The sequence below is a fragment of the Kribbella sp. NBC_00662 genome (assembly GCF_041430295.1).
Lineage (GTDB): Bacteria > Actinomycetota > Actinomycetes > Propionibacteriales > Kribbellaceae > Kribbella.
In genome coordinates, this window is sequence record NZ_CP109029.1 from 6,508,966 (window position 1) to 6,528,716 (window position 19,751).

General features: G+C 69.0%; 22 protein-coding genes and 1 riboswitch. Of the genes, 5 read left to right on the forward strand and 17 right to left on the reverse strand.

Going from position 1 to position 19,751, the window contains the following annotated elements; all coding sequences use genetic code 11:
• Window positions 1–9 precede the first annotated feature (9 nt).
• From der to OHA10_RS32235, 6 genes are all read right to left on the reverse strand, one after another.
• Window positions 10–1,377, reverse strand: a complete 1,368-nt coding sequence (gene der, locus OHA10_RS32210; RefSeq protein WP_371402527.1) for a ribosome biogenesis GTPase Der — start codon at window positions 1,375–1,377, stop codon at window positions 10–12.
• Window positions 1,370–2,098, reverse strand: a complete 729-nt coding sequence (locus tag OHA10_RS32215) for a lysophospholipid acyltransferase family protein (RefSeq protein ID WP_371402528.1) — start codon at window positions 2,096–2,098, stop codon at window positions 1,370–1,372. The genes der and OHA10_RS32215 overlap by 8 nt, the downstream gene beginning before the upstream one ends.
• The gene (gene cmk / locus OHA10_RS32220) at window positions 2,095–2,769 is read right to left on the reverse strand and encodes a (d)CMP kinase (RefSeq protein ID WP_371402529.1); all 675 of its coding nucleotides are present in this window, start codon (window positions 2,767–2,769) and stop codon (window positions 2,095–2,097) included. Before cmk ends, OHA10_RS32215 begins: the two co-directional genes overlap by 4 nt.
• Window positions 2,770–2,966: 197 nt before the next feature.
• The gene (locus OHA10_RS32225) at window positions 2,967–4,031 is read right to left on the reverse strand and encodes a prephenate dehydrogenase (RefSeq protein ID WP_371402530.1); all 1,065 of its coding nucleotides are present in this window, start codon (window positions 4,029–4,031) and stop codon (window positions 2,967–2,969) included.
• On the reverse strand, window positions 4,028–4,396 hold the full coding sequence (aroH, locus tag OHA10_RS32230; protein ID WP_371402531.1) for a chorismate mutase: 369 nt from the start codon (window positions 4,394–4,396) through the stop codon (window positions 4,028–4,030). Before aroH ends, OHA10_RS32225 begins: the two co-directional genes overlap by 4 nt.
• 94 nt (window positions 4,397–4,490) lie before the next feature.
• The gene (locus tag OHA10_RS32235) at window positions 4,491–5,384 is read right to left on the reverse strand and encodes a helix-turn-helix domain-containing protein (protein ID WP_371402532.1); all 894 of its coding nucleotides are present in this window, start codon (window positions 5,382–5,384) and stop codon (window positions 4,491–4,493) included.
• Window positions 5,385–5,449: 65 nt separating this feature from the next.
• Here OHA10_RS32235 and OHA10_RS32240 point away from each other — a divergent pair, with 65 nt between their 5' ends.
• Complete coding sequence (locus OHA10_RS32240) at window positions 5,450–6,304, forward strand: phytanoyl-CoA dioxygenase family protein (protein ID WP_371402533.1); 855 nt, start codon at window positions 5,450–5,452, stop codon at window positions 6,302–6,304.
• A 7-nt stretch (window positions 6,305–6,311) separates the two neighbouring features.
• Here OHA10_RS32240 and OHA10_RS32245 read toward each other — a convergent pair whose 3' ends face one another.
• From OHA10_RS32245 to dop, 8 genes are all read right to left on the reverse strand, one after another.
• Window positions 6,312–7,154, reverse strand: coding sequence for a bifunctional 5,10-methylenetetrahydrofolate dehydrogenase/5,10-methenyltetrahydrofolate cyclohydrolase (locus tag OHA10_RS32245; protein ID WP_371402534.1), 843 nt, complete (start codon window positions 7,152–7,154; stop codon window positions 6,312–6,314).
• An 18-nt stretch (window positions 7,155–7,172) separates the two neighbouring features.
• A riboswitch (ZMP/ZTP riboswitch) is annotated at window positions 7,173–7,257 on the reverse strand.
• On the reverse strand, window positions 7,257–9,014 hold the full coding sequence (locus OHA10_RS32250) for a beta-N-acetylglucosaminidase domain-containing protein (protein ID WP_371402535.1): 1,758 nt from the start codon (window positions 9,012–9,014) through the stop codon (window positions 7,257–7,259). It overlaps the preceding riboswitch by 1 nt.
• Window positions 9,015–9,046: 32 nt before the next feature.
• Window positions 9,047–9,469, reverse strand: coding sequence for a nitroreductase family deazaflavin-dependent oxidoreductase (locus tag OHA10_RS32255; protein WP_371402536.1), 423 nt, complete (start codon window positions 9,467–9,469; stop codon window positions 9,047–9,049).
• Between the two features lie 20 nt (window positions 9,470–9,489).
• Entirely contained in the window at window positions 9,490–10,098 is a 609-nt protein-coding gene (locus OHA10_RS32260) for an NUDIX hydrolase (RefSeq protein ID WP_371402537.1), read from the reverse strand.
• The gene (gene prcA, locus OHA10_RS32265) at window positions 10,095–10,961 is read right to left on the reverse strand and encodes a proteasome subunit alpha (RefSeq protein ID WP_371402538.1); all 867 of its coding nucleotides are present in this window, start codon (window positions 10,959–10,961) and stop codon (window positions 10,095–10,097) included. Before prcA ends, OHA10_RS32260 begins: the two co-directional genes overlap by 4 nt.
• A 38-nt stretch (window positions 10,962–10,999) precedes the next feature.
• Window positions 11,000–11,842 (reverse strand): proteasome subunit beta, encoded by an 843-nt coding sequence (prcB, locus tag OHA10_RS32270; RefSeq protein WP_371402539.1) that lies wholly within the window; start codon window positions 11,840–11,842, stop codon window positions 11,000–11,002.
• 8 nt (window positions 11,843–11,850) lie between these two features.
• The gene (locus tag OHA10_RS32275) at window positions 11,851–12,060 is read right to left on the reverse strand and encodes a ubiquitin-like protein Pup (RefSeq protein WP_134100845.1); all 210 of its coding nucleotides are present in this window, start codon (window positions 12,058–12,060) and stop codon (window positions 11,851–11,853) included.
• Window positions 12,061–12,118: 58 nt separating this feature from the next.
• Window positions 12,119–13,639, reverse strand: a complete 1,521-nt coding sequence (dop, locus tag OHA10_RS32280) for a depupylase/deamidase Dop (protein ID WP_137256869.1) — start codon at window positions 13,637–13,639, stop codon at window positions 12,119–12,121.
• A gap of 86 nt (window positions 13,640–13,725) precedes the next feature.
• Here dop and OHA10_RS32285 point away from each other — a divergent pair, with 86 nt between their 5' ends.
• The 4 genes from OHA10_RS32285 (at window position 13,726) to OHA10_RS32300 (ending at window position 16,489) form a co-directional block, all read left to right on the forward strand.
• Window positions 13,726–14,226 carry an NUDIX hydrolase gene (locus tag OHA10_RS32285; protein WP_371402540.1) on the forward strand — a complete coding sequence of 167 codons (501 nt, stop codon included), beginning with the start codon at window positions 13,726–13,728 and terminating at the stop codon, window positions 14,224–14,226.
• Complete coding sequence (locus OHA10_RS32290) at window positions 14,223–14,963, forward strand: phosphotransferase (protein ID WP_371402541.1); 741 nt, start codon at window positions 14,223–14,225, stop codon at window positions 14,961–14,963. The genes OHA10_RS32285 and OHA10_RS32290 overlap by 4 nt, the downstream gene beginning before the upstream one ends.
• 72 nt (window positions 14,964–15,035) lie before the next feature.
• Complete coding sequence (locus tag OHA10_RS32295) at window positions 15,036–15,617, forward strand: RNA polymerase sigma factor (RefSeq protein WP_371402542.1); 582 nt, start codon at window positions 15,036–15,038, stop codon at window positions 15,615–15,617.
• 71 nt (window positions 15,618–15,688) lie between these two features.
• Complete coding sequence (locus OHA10_RS32300) at window positions 15,689–16,489, forward strand: hypothetical protein (protein ID WP_371402543.1); 801 nt, start codon at window positions 15,689–15,691, stop codon at window positions 16,487–16,489.
• Here OHA10_RS32300 and OHA10_RS32305 read toward each other — a convergent pair.
• The 3 genes from OHA10_RS32305 to OHA10_RS32315 form a co-directional block, all read right to left on the reverse strand.
• Entirely contained in the window at window positions 16,486–16,827 is a 342-nt protein-coding gene (locus OHA10_RS32305) for a hypothetical protein (protein WP_371402544.1), read from the reverse strand. The two genes, OHA10_RS32300 and OHA10_RS32305, sit on opposite strands and share 4 nt — an antisense overlap.
• Window positions 16,828–16,958: 131 nt before the next feature.
• On the reverse strand, window positions 16,959–18,704 hold the full coding sequence (arc, locus tag OHA10_RS32310) for a proteasome ATPase (RefSeq protein ID WP_137256873.1): 1,746 nt from the start codon (window positions 18,702–18,704) through the stop codon (window positions 16,959–16,961).
• Between the two features lie 69 nt (window positions 18,705–18,773).
• Window positions 18,774–19,742 (reverse strand): tRNA (adenine-N1)-methyltransferase, encoded by a 969-nt coding sequence (locus tag OHA10_RS32315; RefSeq protein ID WP_371402545.1) that lies wholly within the window; start codon window positions 19,740–19,742, stop codon window positions 18,774–18,776.
• Window positions 19,743–19,751 lie beyond the last annotated feature (9 nt).

Here is a 19,751-nt window from a genome sequence, read left to right on the forward strand (position 1 = left end):
CAGGGCGGGTCAGCGCTTCTTGTTCTTCTGACGGGCCCGGATCTGGACGTGCACCGGGCTGCCGACGAAGCCGAAGTCCTCGCGCAGGCGCCGCTCGATGAAGCGCTGGTACGACGCCTCGATCTGGCCGGAGGTGAAGATCGCGAACGTCGGCGGCATGGTCGTGGCCTGCGTACCGAACAGGATCTTCGGCTGCTTGCCGGAGCGGACCGGGTGCGGGTGGGCGGCAACCATCCGGCCCAGGAACGCGTTCAGCTGACCGGTCGGGACGCGGGTCTGCCAGCCCTCGAGCGCCGCCTCGATCGCCGGCACCAGCTTCTCCATGTGCCAGCCGGTGAGCGCGCTGATGTTGACCCGCGGCGCCCAGCGGAACTGGACCAGGTCGCGGTCGATCTCGCGCTCCAGGTAGTAGCGCCGCTCGTCGTCCATCAGGTCCCACTTGTTGTACGCGATCACCAGCGCCTTGCCGGCTTCCTCGACCGCGTTCATGATCCGCAGGTCCTGCTCGGTGATCGACTGCGAGGCGTCGATGACGACCACGACCACCTCGGCCCGCTCGATCGCCGCGTTGGTCCGCAGCGACGCGTAGTACTCGTGGCCCTGGGAGTTCTTCACCTTGCGGCGGATGCCGGCGGTGTCGATGAACCGCCACTCCTTGCCGCCGAGCGTGATCAGCTCGTCCACCGGGTCGACCGTCGTCCCGGCGACGTCGCTGACGACGACCCGGTCCTCCTTGGCGACCTTGTTCAGCAGGGAGGACTTGCCCACGTTCGGCTTGCCGACGATCGCGACCCGTCGCGGCCCGGCCAGCTCGCCGTCACGCTCGGGCGGCGCCTCGGGCAGCGCGGCGAGTACGGCGTCGAGCATGTCGCCCGTGCCGCGGCCGTGCATCGCGGAGACCGGGAACGGCTCGCCGATGCCCAGGCTCCACAGGTTCATCGCCTCGGACTCGACGCGCTGGTCGTCGACCTTGTTCGCCGCGAGGACGACCGGCTTGCCGGACTTCCGCAGCACCCGGACGACTGCCTCGTCGGCGTCGGTGATGCCGACGACCGCGTCGACCACGAACAGCACCGCGTCGGCCGCGTTGATCGCGACCTCCGCCTGGGCCGCGACCAGGGCGGCCATGCCGACCGCGTCCGGGTCCCAGCCGCCGGTGTCGACGACCGTGAACTCCCGGCCGGCCCAGTTGGCGTCGTACGACACGCGGTCCCGGGTCACGCCCGGGGTGTCCTCGACGACCGCCTCGCGGCGGCCGATGATGCGGTTGACCAGCGTGGACTTGCCCACGTTCGGCCGCCCGACGATCGCGAGCACGGGAAGCGGCCCCGTGTCCTCACGGTCGTGCGTCGGTACTTCGGTGGGCAGGTCAGTCATCAGGGTCCTTCTCGTCTCGCCAGCCCGGAAGAGGGTGGCCGGTTTCTTCGACGGCCGCCTTCACATGGGCGCGCAGCACGTCGCCGATGTGGTCGGCAACCGCCTGTACGTCGGAATGTCTCCTAGGAAAGGGTACGCGGTCGACGGAGAACGGTTCGCCATAGACGACATCGACCCGGCTCCCGGCCGGTGGGTGACCCTCCACGCTACCCAGCGGCAGCCGCGTCCCCATCAGCGCCACGGGCAGGATCGGGGCCCCGGTGACCATCGCCAGGTACGCCACGCCGACCTTGATCCGGCTGAAATCACCCGGGCCCCGGGTGCCTTCCGGGTAGATGTTCAGCACCCGGCCGTCCCGCAGTACCTGGATCGACTTCCGGACCGCGAGCACGTCGTACGACGACCGGTCGACCGGGATCTGGCCGATCCGGCGAAGGAACGCGCCCTGCAGACCGCCGAACACCTCGATCTTGCCGAGCTGGTGCAGCATCCGCGGCGCGACCGCGCCGAGCAGCGGCGCGTCCAGCAGGCTCAGATGGTTCGGCGCCATCAGCAGCGGCCCGGTCAGCGGGAACCGGTCCTCGTGGTGGATGGTCAGGTTGTACTTGCGCAGGAAGTACGGCTTCGCGATCTTCCGCATCGGCAGCGCCAACCGGTACGGCAGCGGCGGCAGATCGTCGGTGCGGGGCAGGTCCTTGTGCCCGGTGACTTCCGCCGTCATCGATCCTGACCTTGCGGGACAGTCTCCTTTGCCAGTCGGCTGATCACGTCGATGACCTCCTCGAGGGTCATGTACGTCGAATCGATGGTGACCGCGCCGTCGGAGGCGACCTGGAACTCCGACACGGTCGAGTCGTCGGCGTCGCGCCGGACGATCTGGTCCCGCAGCTGCTCGGCGGTCAGCGAGCCGACCTCGGCGCCGCGGCGCGCCATCCGGGCCTCCTGGTCGGCGGTCAGCAGCACCTTCAGCTCGGCGTCGGTCGCGACCACGGTGGCGATGTCGCGGCCCTCGACCACGATCCCGCCGCTCGGCTGCGCGTCGTCGATGATCGCCCGCTGCCGCCGGATCAGCTCCTTGCGGACGTCGAGGTTGGTGGCGATCTTCGAGACCACCTCGCTGATCCGCGGCTCCCGGATCGCGGCCGTCACGTCGGTCCCGTCGGCGATCACGAACTGGTGGCCCGGGTCGGTGCTGATCTCCAGCCGCAGGTCCCGGGCCCGCTGCGCGACCGCGGCGGTGTCGTCCAGATCCAGCCCGTGCTCGACCGCGGACCAGGTCACCGCCCGGTACGTCGCCCCGGTGTCGAGGAACCGCAGTCCGAGCCGGGTGGCCACTCCGCGGGCGGTGCTCGATTTACCGGAGCCGCTCGGGCCGTCCACAGCGATGATCATGCCCCGAAGATTACCTTCGCACGGGGACAGGGGGTGTGCCGGACGGTTCCCCGCCGTAGCGAGCAGGTGCTCGGTGCGGTGCATCGGCGTGCGGGGGCGAAGGTCTCGATGCGGAGCATCGTGGCCTTTGCACCCGTGCGGCGAGGTGCCGTGCCGAGTGCCGCGCAGTAGGCGGGGAACCGTCCGGCACACCCCTCCTAGCGGTGGACCACCCAGCCGCGGTCGGTGAGGACGTCGACCAACTGGTCGACGGAGGCGGGTTTGACGGCGAGCTCGACCTCACCGACCGGACGGCCGGGGCTGTGGTCGATGCGGAGGTCTTCGACGTTGGCGCCGGACTCGGCCGCGTCCGCGAACAGCCTGGCCAGCTGGCCGGGGCGGTCCGGGATCGTGACCAGGACCGTGACCAGGTCGATGTGCGGCGCACCGTGCTTGCCCGGCACGCGGACCGCGCCGGAGACGCCCTGGCCGAGGATCGCGGTCAACTCGTCGCCGGCCTCTTCCTTGCCTAGGGCAACGAGGAGGCGGTCGAGCTCGCCGCGGATCTGCTCCAGCAGGCCGGTCAGCGCCCCCGAGTTCGCGGACACGATCTGGGTCCACAGGGTCGGGTCGCCGGCCGCGATCCGGGTGACGTCGCGGACGCCCTGACCGGACAGCTCGAGGTGGGACGACGGTGCGTCGGCCAGCGTGCCGGCCGCGAGCGCCGACATCAGGTGCGGCAGGTGGGACACCCGGGCGACACCGAGGTCGTGATCCTCGACCGACATCTCGACGGTACGGGCGCCGGCGGCCTCCGCGAGCCGCCGTACCAGGTCGACAGCTTCGGGAGTGCTCGTCTCGTGGGGTGTGATCGCCCAGGTGGCGCCGTCGAACAGGTCGGCGCGGCCGGCGAGCGGACCGTTCCGCTCGGATCCGGCCATCGGGTGACTGCCGACGTACCGGCTCAGGTCGCCGGTCAGCCGGCGGGCATCGGCGAGCGGCTTGGACTTCACGCTGGCCGCGTCGGTCACCACCGCGTCGGTCTGCTGAAGCTGCTCGGCGACCACCGCGCCGACATGATCGGGTGGTACGGCGACGACGACCAACTGCGGCTCGATCTGGACCAGGCGTGAGCCGGCGCCGATCCGCTCGGCCATCAGCGCGTTGTCCGGGTTCCCGTCGACGAGCTCCACGACGACACCGAGCCGGGCCAGCGCCAGGCCGACCGACGTACCGATCAATCCGGTGCCGACGATGCGAACGGGACCCCGCAGCTCGGTCACTGGGCGCCGGTCAGGTCGGGGCGGAGGGCTACGGCGCCGTGGAGGTAGACGTGCTGGATCTTGTCGCGGGACCGCGACGTCTCGGTGTGCACCATCAACCGGACCACCCGCGGCAGCGCGTGCGGCACCGGGATCTCCTGCATGCACATCAGCGGTACGTCGGTCAGCCCGATCTGCCGCCCCGCGACGGCCGGGAACTCCGAGCGCAGGTCCGAGGTGACGGTGAACAGGATGCTGATCAGATCCTCGTTCTCCAGATCGTTCGCCTCCAGGACTGCCTTCACCAGCTCCGCGGTGCGCTCGAGCAGATGCTCGCGCTCGTCCACGTCCAGCTGGGTGGCACCCCGGATCGCCCGTACCGCCACGTACTCGCCTCCATGCTCTGACTCCGGTTCGTCTCCCCAACCCTAGGCCAGGGTAGTCAAGGAGTGGACAGCCGTCTCGGATCGTGCACGGGCGTCAGCCGTTCCGGGCGGCATCGAGGAGCCGGCGACCGATCGGAAGCAGCCCGGCCTCCCGCACGGGCGCGAGCGGATCGGACAGCTGGCGACGGCGCCGGAACGTTCCCGGCGGGTCGCCGTACGCGAGGGAGAAGCGGCGCGAGAAGTGGTACGGATTGCTGTAACCGCAGTCGGAGGCGATCTCGCCGATCGTGGCGTTGGTGCGCTGGAGAGCGGTCGCGGCGCGGGCCAGCCGGATCAGATCGAGCGCGTACGCCGGTCCGCACCCGTACCGCTCCCGGAAGAGCCGGTGCAGGTGGCCGGCCGACAGGTTCGCCGCCGCAGCCAACTCTTGCACCGGCACGATCCGCGGGCCGCTCATCGCCCAGACCGTTGCGACATGGTCGATCAGACGCCGCACCGGATCCGGCATCCCCGCGGCCGGCGAACCGACCGGTGCGCTGACGAAGACCTCGAGCATTGTCGTCACCAGCCGATCGCTGTGACCCCGGGCAGGCGTCGGCAGGTCGAGCACGTAGCTGCAGAGCTCCTCGAGCAGGCCGGGATCGGACATCGACCGGACCCAGGGCCAGTTCGACGGATCGCCGAGCTCGCCGAAGTCTTCGATCTGGAAGTGCACGTACGCGTGCCGCGAACGGTGATCACAGTCCCAGATATAGGAATCCCGGTTGCCGCGCTTCGCCAGTGCCACCGTTCCCGGTCGCAGTTCGTACTCGACCGTGGTCTGCAGGACGCCGGCGTCGTACACCTCGGTGCGCCAGAGCGCCGATCCGTGGAGGATCCAGAGCAGTTCGAAGTTCGGCAACCAGCGCGGTCCGTACGTCGCCGCGGGCGCGTAGTCGGCGATCTGGACCAGGGAGTTCACGCTGACCGCCGGTGGTCGCAATGTCACGAACAGATAGTAAAGCGCTTGCCGGCGACATTGGCCGGCGCGGCGTGCCCTGCGACCGTGGCTAGATGCATTTCACCGAGGTCACCGACGAGTTGGTCGAGTCCTACCGGCAGGACGGCTTCGTCGTCCTCGACCAGGCCCTCCCGCCCGAACAGGTCACCGAGCTGCACGCCGCGGCCGAGCAACTGTGCCGGGGCGAGCTCGGCGCCGTCGAAGGCGCTCCAGCCCCGGAGCCGACCGATGATGTCCTGCGCCAGTTCCTCTGCATCCATCATCCGCACAAGGCGTCCGACGCAGCTCTCGCTGCCCTCCACGCGCCGAGGGTGGTCGAGACGTTGACCGCTGTGATCGGGCCCAATGTCAAGGCGATGCAGTCGATGCTGTTCATCAAGCCCGAAGGCAAGCCGGGGCAGGCATGGCACCAGGACGAGTTCTTCATCCCGACCCGGGACCGCTCGCTGACAGCGGCGTGGATCGCGCTCGACGACGCCACGATCGAGAACGGCTGTCTGTGGGTGTTGCCGGGATCGCACCGTCGCGGCGTCCTCTATCCCGATCGCGAGCAGGACGACCTCCGCTTCGACTGCACGGTCGAGGCGTTCGACTTCCCGTACTCCGACGACGACGCCGTCCCGGTCGAGGTACCAGCGGGCTCGGCGGTGATCTTCAACGGGTACCTCTTGCACCGATCACTGCCGAACACCGGCCGGCACGGGCTGCGCCGGGCGCTCGCCAACCACTACATGAGCGCCGAGTCGCTGCTCCCCTGGCAGACCGTTCCGACCGGCGTACACATCGGTAAGCACGACTACCGCGACATCGTGATGGTCGCCGGAACCGATCCGTACGCCTACAAGGGCATCGACGACCTGGCCCGGCCGCACTCGCGGCCGGACAAGGACGGCGGGTGCGACCGCTAGCCGGCTGCTAGCCCAGCTGTGCCTCGGCGGCGTCGACGGTCTGCTCGAGCAGGAGCGCGATCGTCATCGGCCCGACGCCGCCCGGGACCGGCGTGATGAGGCGGGCCACCTCGGCCGCCTTCTCGAAGTGCACGTCGCCCACGTTGCCCTCGTTGTACCCGGCGTCGACCACGACCGCACCCGGCTTCAGCCAGTCACCGCGGACGAAGTTCGCCTTGCCGACCGCGGCGATCACCACGTCGGCGGTCCGGACCAGCTCGGCCAGGTCCCGGGTCCGCGAGTGCGCGTACGTAACCGTCGCGTTCGATGCCAGCAGCAACATCCCGGCCGGCTTGCCGAGGATCGGGCTGCGGCCGATCACGACCGCGTGCGCGCCCTCGAGCGGTACGTCGTACGCCGCGAGCAGCCGCATGATCCCGCCGGGCGTCGCCGAGCGGAACCCGGGATCGCCGAAGGCCATCGCCGCGAACGACAGCATCGTCACGCCGTCGACGTCCTTGCCCGGGTCGATCGCCTCGAACGCGGCCCGCTCGTCGATCTGCGCCGGCACCGGGTGCTGCAGCAGGATCCCGTGCACCGCCGGGTCCTCGGACAGCTTGCGGATCTCCGCGACCAGTTCGTCGGTGGTCGTCTCGGCCGGCAGGACGACGCTCCGCGAGGCGATCCCGGCCTTCTTCGACCGGTTCTGCTTCATCCGCACGTACGTCGCCGACGCCGGGTCGTCACCCACGAGCACGGTCGCCAGGCACGGCTGCACGCCGTACCGCTCGTGCAACGCAGCGGCCCGCTCCGCGGCCTTGGCCACCATCTCGGCGGCGAGGTCGGTCCCGATCATCAACTCAGCGGTCATCTGTGCACTCCTCAAAGTCGAAGGTGCCCAGGCGCGCGGCGAAGCCGGATGGCAGACCGTTCCCCGGTGGTGGTCCACCTCAGCGCCAGTCGCGGTCCGCCCTCAGGATACCGGGCCGCCCGACCACCCGGCCTGGGCTACGAATGCGTCGGCCACCCCGTCGCCGATCCGGAGCGGGACCTTGCTGTGCGGGAGGCGTACGTCGCGGATCTCGTTGGCCTGCGTGATCAGATGCTCGATCTCGTCCCGAGCCGTCGCGACATCCGACTCGTTGCCCTCCGCCTGCGCCTCGAACACGCGCAGCGCCTGCCGCAGCGCCCCGCCCCAGTAGAACGACGCGTCCAGCCAGGAGTCGGTCTCAGCCTCGAACTCCGGGTCGATGACACCGCTGCGGATCTGCGCGGACGCATTCTCGATCGCTTCGAGGTACGGCTCGAGCTCAGCGATCGCGCCGGCCAGGTCACCGCCGTCCCAGGTCGCCTTGAAGGCCGCGAGCTTCGAGGCCAGCACCGGCGCGTTGGTCAGGTGCAGCTTCCCGTCGTACGTCGTGAGGTCTGCGAACACCTCCAGCGCCGCGATCGTCGCCGCGTCTCCCCCGGCGCGCTCGGCGATCGCACGGCGCCACGACGCGTCGGCGTCGTACGTCGCAGGCTTCCAGCCGAACTCCGCGAACGAGTACAGCGCGATCTTGCTGGCCGCGGCCTGGTTCATCGGGTTCGAGATGACGCCGACGACGTGCTCGGCGAGGCCGGGCTCACGACCCGTGTACGCCGCGAGCAGGATCCGGCCGTGGGCGTAGTCGTTGACCGGGTAGTTGTCCCAGATCAGGATGTCGTGCCCGAAGACCGCCTTGGCCGCGGCCGCTTGTGCGCTCGTGATCCGCTCCGGGACGACCGCAGTACCGGTCCAGTGCACGATCACGGCCGGATCGAGCTGCTCGCGCAGCGCCTGCTTGTACGGCGTCTCCTCGACGTCGTAGTACTCGGTCGGGACCATCTGCAGCGGGGCCACGTCCGGCTTGGTCGCGATCCACTCGCGCTGGACGCGGTTGCACAGGTCGGCCTGCGCCGCACCGGCCGCGCCACCACCTGAGCCGTACTTCGCGGCGTCCTCGTCGGAGTGCCACTTCTCGTACTCGATGTCGTCGAGCGGCACGTTGAACACCCGGACGCCGAGCTCGTAGAGCGCCTCGAACTTCGCGATCAACGCCTGGAAGTCGTCGTCGGAGGTGTACGCGATCGACAGGCCCGGCGACAGCGCGAACGTGAAGTCGACCTTGTTGCGCCGAGCCCGCTCGATCAGCTCGCCGAGCTCGGCCAGCTTGTCGGCCGGGTACGGGTCGCGCCACTGCTCGCGGTGGTAGACGTCGTCCTTCGGCGCGTACTGGTACGTGTTCAGCTTGTGCGCGCCGAGGTAGTCCAGGTGGTCGAGTCGGTCCGCGTGCGACCACGGGGTGCCGTAGAAGCCCTCGATCGAGCCGCGGTACGGCAGCGTCGGCCAGTCGCGGATCTCGACACCGTCGACATGGTTGCCCTGGACAAGCTGGTCCAAGGTCAGCGCGGCGTAGTACGTGCCGCGGGTGTCGACGCCGTCGAGCACGATGGTGTGGTCGCCGACGGCAACGACGTACCCGTCGGCCGGCAGACCGGCGGCCGGTTCGACGTCGAGACCGGTGCCGCCGAGGTGGACCGTGACGGCGGCCTCGCCGTCGACGACCGTGGTCACGCCGGCCCGGGTCAGGGTGTCGCGGACGATCCGCTCGGCGTCGGGATCGGTGGTCGGTCCGTGGACCAGACCGACCGTGTCACCAAGGTCGAACCCGTCCGGACGGCTGCTGGTCTGTTGAGCTTCAGGGGTCACGCCCCTATCCACTCAGCGCGCGGACCCGCCCGTCAAGACACCCGGGTCAGCTTGAGGACCGGGATCGTGCGGATGCCGGCCGCACGGACCTCGTACTCCGCGAAGCCCGGGTAACGTTTCGCCTGCTCGGCGTAGATGCGGTCGCGCTCGGCCCCGGTCACGTCCTCGACGGACACCTTGTACGTCTCGGTGCCGACCTCGACGACGCCCTCACCGGCGGCGACCAGGTTGCGGTACCAGTCCGGGTTCGTCGGCGCGCCGCCCTTGCTGGCGAACACGTAGATGACGGCCGGGTCGGTCTCGTCGGCCAGGTACATCGTCGGGGCGATGAACTCCTGTCCGCTCCGCCGGCCGACGTGGTGGAGAAGGACCATCGGGGCGCCTTCGAAGTTGCCGCCGACCCTGCCTTCGTTCTCCCGGAACTCGGTGATGACGTTCGTGTTCCAGTCGCTCATATCGATTCCTCCGCAGATTTCTAGAGCAAGCCTGCGTGGTCCAACGCGAGATAGGCGGCATCAATTCCGGTCATCGCACCCGGAGTGCGCAGCTCGGCACGGAACGCGTCCACGGTCAGCTCGACCGGGACGCAGTCCTCGGCCTCGTCGAGCTGTTGTTTGCCGTCGGGGCGGCAGCCGCGCGCGATCGCGACGTACTTGCGGAAGGTCGAGGACGCGCCGGACCACTGCCAGCCGACGACGTCGAGCGTCTCGCAGGTGTAGCCGGTCTCCTCCTCGAGCTCCCGCGCGCCGGCCACCGCCACGTCCTCCTCGGGCTCCACCAGACCGCCCGGCAGGTTCGTGACGACGGTGTCCGGGCCGGCCCGGAACATCCGGATCGTGACGATCCGGCCCTCCGGTGTCAGCGGCAGCACGGTGATCCCGGACGTGATACCGGCCTCGGGGCCGAACACGTCCCACTCGACCTCGCGGCCGTCCGGCATCCGGTACCGCCGCAGCCGAACGGTCAGGAAGCGCTGGAACCCGGGCTCCTCCCCCAGCAGCTCCCACGGGACGGGATCGGCGGGCCGAGACGACTCAGCCGCCACGTTGTCGGTGACGGCTGAGGTCTCGTGCTGGTCCGTCACAGGGGACGGTTGTCGTCGGGATCTTCCGGCGGAGCGATCGGTGCGTCGTCCGCCGGCGGGGCGACCGGGGAGTCATCGGCCGACGCGGTCGTCTGCGCGCTGTCGTTCTTGGCGGCGGCGTCGGTGTCGGCGGTGTCGGCGGGTGCGGTGGGCTCCTCCGCGGGACGCGACTCGGACAGGATCCTCGCCAGCGTCTCCTCGGAGATCCGCTTGAACTTGCGCACCTGGGTCCGGGTCCGGTCAAGGACCGCGACCTCGAGCTGGTCCGGGGTCAGCTGCCGGACCTCGGTGCCGTCGTGGCCGAGCGCGTCGACCGCGAGGCGGAGCGCGCCCGCGAGCGAGATGCCCTCGGAGTAGTGCTCGCCGATGTAGTCCGCGACCTGGTCGGCCGGGCCGCCCATCACGGCGTACCCCTGCACGTCGGCGATCGAGCCGTCGTACGTGAGCCGGTAGACCTGGTCGTCGGCCGGGGTGTTGCCGATCTCGGCGACCAGGATCTCGACCTCGAGCGGCTTCTCGCCGCCGGAGGAGAAGATCGCTCCGAGCGTCTGCGCGTACGCGTTGGCCAGCGCGCGGCCGGTGACGTCACGCCGGTCGTAGGAGTACCCACGCATGTCGGCCAGCCGCACGCCGGCGATCCGCAGGTTCTCGAACTCGTTGTACCGGCCGACGGCGGCGAACGCCATCCGGTCGTAGATCTCGGCCACCTTGTGCAGCGCGGGCGAGCGGTTCTCGGCCACGAACAGGATGCCGTCGGCATATTGCAGCGCGATCGCGCTGCGGCCCTTGGCGATGCCCTTCCGGGCGAAGTCGGCCCGGTCCCGCATCAGCTGCTCGGGCGAGACGTAGAACGGAACGCTCATCGAAGGTGTCGTCCTCTTATCAGTCGAAAGGGCGGGGGTCAGGTCAGGGACGTCGCGGCCGGGCCGTCGGGACGCAGGTGCCGTTGGCTCCAGGCCGCGTCGACGAGCGCTGCCACCTCGTCCTCCGGCAGCCGCCGGTAACCGTCCGCGGTGACCACGCCGACCACCGGGAAGATCCGCCGCAGCATGTCCGGGCCGCCGGTCGCGGAGTCGTCGTCGGCGGCGTCGATCAGCGACTGGATCATCACCGTCACGCAGTCGGTCTCGGACAGGTCCTCGCGGTACAGCTTCTTCAGCGCGCCGCGGGCGAACAACGAGCCCGAGCCGACGCTGTAGAAATGGGTCTCCTCGTACCGCCCGCCGGTCGGGTCGTAGGAGAAGATCCGGCCGCCCTTGATGTCCTGGTCGTACCCCGCGAACAGCGGCACCACGGTCAGGCCCTGCATCGCCATCGGCAGGTTGCCCCGGATCAGCGCGCTGAGCCGGTTGGCCTTGCCGTCGAGGCTGAGCGTCGCGCCCTCGAGCTTCTCGTAGTGCTCCAGCTCGACCTGGAACAGCCGGACCATCTCGATCCCGAAACCGGCCGAGCCGGCGAACGCGACCGCCGAGTACTCGTCGGCCGGGAACACCTTCTCGATGTCACGCTGGGCGATGATGTTGCCCATCGTGGCCCGCCGGTCGCCGGCCATGATCACGCCACCGGGGAAGGTGGCCGCGACGATCGTCGTACCGTGCGGGACGTCATTGGACAGGTCACCCGAACCCAGGGCCCGTCGTCCCGGCAACAGGTCGGGCGCGTGCCCGGCCAGGAAGTCCATGAACGACGAGCCACCTGGGGTCAGGAAGGCTTCCGGCAACCGGCCGGAGGCATCAGAAGTCATCGAGCGGTTCACTCCCCACCCTTTTGCACGAATCCGCGGACGAACTCCTCGGCGTTCTCCTCGAGCACCTCGTCGATCTCGTCCAGGATCGAGTCGACATCCTCGTCGAGTCGCTCTTTCCGCTCCTGGACGTCCTCCGACGCCTCGACCTGCTCGACCTCTTCCTCGGTCGACGAACGCTTGGACTGCTTGTGCTGCTGTCCACCGTCTTTCGCCATGGCACACACCTCCTAGAACCGCTGGAAAGGTCGCCCAACCGACCCCTCTACAGCGACCCTACCCGGCGGCGCCCCCAGTAATGGTGCGAACCAGGTCACTGGCGGTGTCGCATTGGTCAAGAAGTGCGCCGACGTGCGCTTTCGTACCCCGCAGCGGGTCCAAGGTCGGGATCCGTTGCAGTGACTCCTTACCCGGCAGATCGAAGATCACCGAGTCCCAGGAGGCGGCCGCGACCTGCGGTGCGTACTGCTGCATGCAGCGGCCCCGGAAGTACGCCCGGGTGTCGGTCGGCGGGTGCGCGACCGCCATCCGGATCTCCTCGTCGGTGACGATCCGCTGCATCCGGTTGGATTTCACCAACCTGTAATACAGGCCCTTGTCCGGACGCAGGTCGGCGTACTGCAGGTCGATCAGGTGCAGCTTCGGGTCGTCCCACTCGAGGCCGTCGCGGTCGCGGTACTGCTGGAGCAGTTTGTACTTCGCGACCCAGTCGAGCTGGTCGGACAGCTTCATCGGGTCGATCGCGAGCTGGTCGAGGATCTGCTCCCACCGGTGCAGGATGTCCTTGGTCTGCCGGTCCGCGTCGTCGCCGTACTTGTCCTCGACGTACTTGCGGGCCTGCTCCAGGTACTCCGCCTGCAGCTGGACGGCGGTGATCTTGCGGCCGTCCTTCAGCGTCAGCAGGTGCGTGCAGGACGGGTCGTGGCTGACCTCGTGCAGCGCGGACACCGGCCGGTCGACGCCGAGGTCGTCGGTCAGCCAGCCGTCCTCGATCATCGCGAGCACGAGCGACGTCGTACCGACCTTGAGGTACGTCGAGATCTCGGACAGGTTCGCGTCGCCGATGATCACGTGCAGCCGGCGGTACCGATCCGGATTCGCGTGCGGCTCGTCGCGGGTGTTGATGATCGGGCGCTTCAGCGTCGTCTCCAGGCCGACCTCGACCTCGAAGTAGTCGGCCCGCTGGCTGATCTGGAACCCGTGCGCCGCGCCGTCCTGGCCGATGCCGACCCGGCCGGCGCCGGTGACCACCTGACGGCTCACGAAGAACGGTGTCAGGTGCCGCACGATCGACGCGAACGGCGTGGACCGGCGCATCAGGTAGTTCTCGTGCGAGCCGTACGACGCGCCCTTGTTGTCGGTGTTGTTCTTGTACAGGTTCAGCTGTGGGGCGCCGGGGATCAACCGGGCCTGCCGCGCGCCCTCCATGATCACCAGCTCGCCGGCCTTGTCCCACACCACCGCGTCCCGCGGGTTGGTGGTCTCCGGAGCGGAGTACTCCGGATGGGCGTGGTCGACGTACAACCTGGCGCCGTTGGTGAGGATCACGTTCGCCAGGCCGGTCTCCTCGTCGGTCAGCTGGCTGGAGTCCGCCACCTCCCGACTGAGGTCGAAACCTCGCGCGTCGCGTAGCGGGTGCTCCTCGTCGAAGTCCCACCGCGTCTTGCGCGCGAGCGGCTGCGTCTGCGCGTAGCCGTTCACCACCTGGCTCGAGGTCAGCATCGGGTTGGCCCCGGGCTGGCCCGGCACCGAGATCCCGAACTCGGTCTCGGTACCCATGATCCGCCGAACACTCATGCGAACGAGCCTACGCGGTACCGGCGACTAAAGGGGTTGCTGTGTCCACAGGGTTACCTGTGCCGCCCATATGTGAGACTGCGCCCGTGGACGAATTGGTGGCGATCCTGGACGAGGACAACCGTGTCACCGGATCGGCGCCGCGGTCCGTGATGCGGCGCGACAACCTGCGGCATTCCGCCACCGGAGTGCTCGTCCGGAATACGGCCGGCGACATCTACGTGCACCGCCGTACGCCGATCAAGGACCTGTATCCGGGCCGCTACGACTTCACCGCCGGCGGGGTCGTCGCGGCCGGTGAGGACCCGTTCCACGCCGTCGTACGGGAGCTGGCGGAAGAGCTCGGGATCTCGGGCGTCGAGCTGACGCGGTTGCCCGAGGGCGACTACGCCGACGACCACACGCAATACCACGCGTACCTGTACACCTGCGTCTGGGACGGCCCGGTGCGGCACCAGCCGGAAGAGGTCGACTGGGGTGCCTGGATGTCCCCCGCCGACCTCGTAGCCAAGCTGGACGACCCGTCCTGGTCGTTCATGCCTGACGCAGAGGGCCTGCTCGGGGAGTACGTCAGGAGTCTTGTGTGACGATCCTCGAGGGCTGGGACAGCGAGGCCCGGATCGAGGGCGAGTGGATCCACCGCTCACCACGGCGACCCGAGGTCCGCCCGCGCCTGCTCGCCGAGGCCACGCTCCTCCCCTGGCTCGCCCCGCAACTCCCGCTCCCTGTCCCCGTGCCTGAGCTGACCGACGAGGGCGTACGCCACGTGATGCTCCCGGGCACACCGTTCGAAGACGGCGGCACGGCGATCGGCCGCGCGCTGGGCGCCTTCCTCGTCGCACTGCACGCTGTGGACCCCGTCGAAGCCGTGGCTCATGCAGCGCTGGACGCCGAGGCCGCGAGCGCAGCCAAGTCCGCCGAGCTGGACCAGTTCCGGTCCCAGATCGTGCCACTGCTGCCCACCGCCGCCCGGCCCGGCGCCAACGAGCTGCTCGACCGGGTCGCCCTGGTCCGGACCTCTCTGATCCACTGCGACCTGGGTCCCGACCACATCCTCATGACCGACGGTCAGATCACCGGGATCATCGACTGGACCGATGCCGTCATCGGAGACCCCGCACTGGACCTCTGCTGGCCCCTCAACGGCGCACCAGCAGCTCTCCGGGCCGGTCTGATCGAGGTGTACCAACCCAGCCCTGACCAGGTCGAACGCGCCGCAGACTGGGCCCGCCTCTCCCCTTGGTACGGCGTCCACCGCGGCCTGCTCCTCGACCTGCCCCGCGACGTCGCCGATGGTCTGCGGGACATCCTGAACAGGCTGTGATGCAACCATCCGTCCGGTGTCCGGTCATTAGAGGATGTGAAGATCACCCTGACTGACGATACGGAGCCGGCCATGGCTACGGGATCCGACCGGGACCTGTGGGAGCGGTTGCGTGTCGGGGACCATTTCGCGCTCGGCGAGCTGTTCGACCGGTACGCGGACGACGTACGGGCGTTCGCGTTCCGGCGGACCGCTTCCTGGAGCACTGCCGACGACGTGGTCCAGGCGACGTTCCTGAGCACCTGGCGACGCTTCCAGCGCAACCCACCGGGCCCGCTGACCTCCCCGAGCGCTCGGGGCTGGCTGCTCGTCGTGGCCGGCAACGAATGCCGGGCGCTGGCCCGTACTGCGGCCCGGCTGCGCAACCTGCTCACCCGCCTGCCTGACCCGGCGCCGGACGACGACCATGCACCCGACGTCGCACGCCGCCTGGACGACGAACGCCGGATGTCGGCGATCCGTCGCGCCGTGGCCGAACTCCCCCGGCACGAACGCGAGACGCTCGAGCTCGTCGTCTGGTCCGGACTCACCACAGCCGAAGCCGCGGACGCCCTCGGCGTACCGGTCGGAACCGTCAAGGCCCGGCTGCACCGCACCCGTCGCCGTTTCCCCGACCTGCTCAGCCGGGTCGCCCTCACCGAGGAGCTGTCATGAACACCGAACTCGAGCCTCCGCGGGTCCCCCCATTGAGCGCCGCCGAGCGTCACCGCCTCCGTAATCAGGTGATGGACAGGTCACGGCCCGCCGATCACCGCTCCGGCCGCCGGTGGATCGCTCCAGTGGTCGCCGTCGGAGCCATCGCCGCCGTGGTCGCCGGCACGCTGGTCGTCACCCAGAAGTCACCCGACGACACAGGAGCTGCCGGTACGTCGACCCCGCTCGCCTCCCCCGAGGCCAAGGTCGGTGTCGATCTCGGCCCGATACCGCAGGCCGACGTGGCCAAGATCGTCGCCGACTGCCAGTTCCCGGACGAGGCGGGTCCCGCCCAGCTCGTCTGGAGCCGTCACGTCCGGGGTATCACCAAGGACAGCACCTCGCTGGTCGCACTGGCACTGAACACGAAGAAGGCCGCTGTCCAGCCCACGGGCATCCGCGGCGGTCGCAAGCCGGGGACCGGAGGGGCGCCTCTCACCGCCAAGCTCGGGTACCGGTACTGCATGACGCGCACGCCGCCGAGCGGCAAGCTCGGCGCGATCGGGACGGTCGGGCGGATCGACGACAAAGCCTGGCGGACCAAACCCACGGCGCAGCGCACTCTGGTGGCGCTCGGCAGCACGGACGGCGACTTCACGAACGACCTCACCACCCTGCAGTCATGGCGGCTCTACCGGGCGCACCCCGATGTCGCCAAGGTCGAGGCGCGGTACGTGCTGAACGGTAAGACCGGCCCGTGGACCAACGGAGTCGTCGACGACGGCTTCGCCTACACCGAGGTCCAGGCGAACGGCAAGTTCACCGTCGGCCAGAAGCTCACGACGGAGGTCCGTGCCTTCGACGCACAGGGACGGCAGATCCCGGTCCGCTAGCGCGTGCGGCGGGACATGGTGCGGGCGAAGTTGATGCCGACCAGGCCGATCCAGGCGATCAGTACGCCGAACGGGCCGATCATGCCGGCTGCGATCGCGGTGATCGGGATGGCCGCGACGATCGACACGATCGCCAGCGCCAGGCCGCCGGGATCGGTCTCGCGGCTCGGATGCCGCCGCGGGGCCGGCTCGGCGTACGGGCTGACGCGTCGCTGGGCATCTCGGGCATCGAGCTTCTCCAGGAAGCCGTCGATGATTTCAGCCTCGTACTCCGGCCCCAGCTCCTGCCGTGCCGCGACCGCGGCCCGCAGGTCCTTCCGCACCTCATCCGTCGCCATAACAGCAAGCTAAGCCCGCCCGACCGCCGTACCAATCAGGGAAACCCCCCGATCGCACCGGGTGTTTTGTCTACCCCCTCCGACGAACGAACCGCCCCCGGACACGAGGTCCAGGGGCGGTTCGCGGTGTCTTACAGGTACTGACCGGTGTTGGTCGCGGTGTCGATCGACCGGCCCGGCTCGGTGCCCTGCTTGCCGGAGATGAGCGTCCGGATGTACACGATCCGCTCGCCCTTCTTGCCGGAGATGCGGGCCCAGTCGTCCGGGTTGGTGGTGTTCGGCAGGTCCTCGTTCTCCTTGAACTCGTCCACGCAGGCCTGGAGCAGGTGCTGCACCCGCAGACCCTTCTGGTTCTCGTCCAGGAAGGCCTTGATCGCCATCTTCTTGGCCCGGTCGACGATGTTCTGGATCATCGCGCCCGAGTTGAAGTCCTTGAAGTACAGGACCTCCTTGTCACCGTTGGCGTAGGTGACCTCGAGGAAGCGGTTCTCGTCGGCCTCGGTGTACATCCGCTCGACCGTGCGCTGGATCATGCCGTCCACGCACGCCTGCCGGTCGCCGCCGAACTCGCCGAGGTCGTCGACGTGCAACGGCAGTCCGCTGGTCAGGTACTTCGAGAAGATGTCCCGGGCCGCCTCCGCGTCGGGGCGCTCGATCTTGATCTTCACGTCCAGCCGGCCGGGCCGCAGGATCGCGGGGTCGATCATGTCCTCGCGGTTGGAGGCGCCGATGACCAGGACGTTCTCCAGGCCCTCGACACCGTCGATCTCGCTCAGCAGCTGCGGAACGATGGTGTTCTCCACGTCGGACGACACACCGGATCCGCGGGTGCGGAACAGCGAGTCCATCTCGTCGAAGAACACGATCACCGGCATGCCCTCGGAGGCCTTCTCCCGGGCCCGCTGGAAGACCAGGCGGATGTGCCGCTCGGTCTCACCGACGTACTTGTTCAGCAGCTCGGGACCCTTGATGTTCAGGAAGAACGACTTCTGTCCTTCCGTCCCGGTCCGCTCGGCGACCTTCTTGGCCAGCGAGTTCGCCACCGCCTTGGCGATCAGCGTCTTGCCGCAGCCCGGCGGGCCGTAGAGCAGGACGCCCTTCGGCGGCTTGAGCTCGTGCTCGAGGAACAGGTCCTTGTGCAGGTACGGCAGCTCGACCGCGTCCCGGATCTGCTCGATCTGGCCGGTCAGGCCGCCGATCTGGGTGTAGTCGATGTCCGGGACCTCTTCGAGGATCAGCTCCTCGACCTCGGACTTCGGGATCTTCTCGTACACATACCCGGAGCGGGCCTCGAGCAGCAGCGAGTCGCCGGCCCGCAGCGGCACGTCGAGCAGTGGCGAGGCAAGCCGCACCACCCGCTCCTCGTCCGCCTGCGCGATGACCAGCGCCCGCTCGCCGTCGGCGAGCAGCTCCTTCAGCATCACGACGTCGCCGACGACCTCGAACTCGCAGGCCTCGACCACGTTGAGTGCTTCGTTCAGCATCAGTTCCTGGCCGAGCCGGAGCGCGTCCAGGTCCACCGACGGGCTCGCCGCGACCCGGAGTTTCCGGCCGCCGGTGAACACGTCCAGCGTGTCGTCTTCATTACGTCCGAGGAAGGTGCCGAATCCGGACGGCGGTTGCGCCAGCCGGTCGACCTCCTCCTTCAGGGCGATGATCTTCTCTCGCGCCTCCCGCAGCGTGTCGGCCAGCCGCTCGTTCTGAGCGGTGACACTCGCCAAGGAGGCCTGTGTTTCGGACAGCCTGCTCTCGAGCGACCGGCTGTCTGCCGGGTGCTCGAGCAGCCGCCGTCGCAACGCCGCGACTTCGGCCTCCAGGTACCGGACCTGGTTACGCAGTTCTGCCGCGGTAGGACTCTCGTCTCCAGCCACGATCATCACCTCACCATGTGGGGCTCGACCCTATGGACCTTACCCAGAAAACCTCGCCGGGCAAGCTGAATCCCATCACGTGTCGGTTGCGGATGAACCAGTTGCCTTCGGCATGTCGTCGGTTGATTCCGGACGGGCCTCTTCGCGACGGGGCCCGAGATAGTCGTCGCCGTACGCGCCAGGCGCGGGGCGTCGCTTCTTCCGGGGTGCCTGCACCCCGTGCGCCATCCTTCGTGCTGTGACCAGGAAGGCGGTGTGACCTTGCATCCGGTGGCCCGGACGAACCGCAAGGCCTTCTACATGCCAGTCTCGCACGAGAGACTCCCACGCGCGCGGCTCGGTGAACTCGCCGTGTGCCCTCAGCGTCTCCACGAACCGGCTCAGCTGCGTCGTGGTGGCCACATAGGCACAGAACACGCCACCGGGTGAAAGTGCCTCAGCGACGGCGTCGACGCACTCCCACGGCGCCAGCATGTCGAGCACGACGCGGTCCACGTCCTGCTCGTTCAGCTTCTCGACCAGGTCGCCGACCTCGAGCCGCCAGGCCGGGTGCTCGCCGCCGAAGAAGCCGGTGACGTTCTTCCGCGCGACCTCGGCGAAGTCCTCGCGGCGTTCGAACGAGATCACCTGTCCGTGGATCCCGACGGCCCGGAGCAGGGCCGTGGTCAGCGCGCCGGAGCCGGCGCCCGCCTCGACCACCTTGGCGCCCGGGAAGATGTCGGCCATCGTGACGATCTGCGCGGTGTCCTTCGGGTAGATCACCGCGGCGCCGCGCGGCATCGACACCGAGTAGTCGGCCATCAGCGGGCGCAGCGCGAGGTACTCGACGCCGCCCTTGGACTTGATCACGACCGCGTCCGGGCCGTCGATCAGGTCGTCGTGCGCGATCCCGCCCTTGGTGGTGTGGAAGATCTTCCCGCGCTCCAGGTTGACCGAGTGCCGGCGGCCCTTCGAGTCCTGCAGGGTGATCCACTCGCCCTCCTGCAGCGGTCCGTGATGGACCCCGGAGAACGCCTGGTCGGGAAAGTCACGCAAGTCAGCCATAAGGCGCTC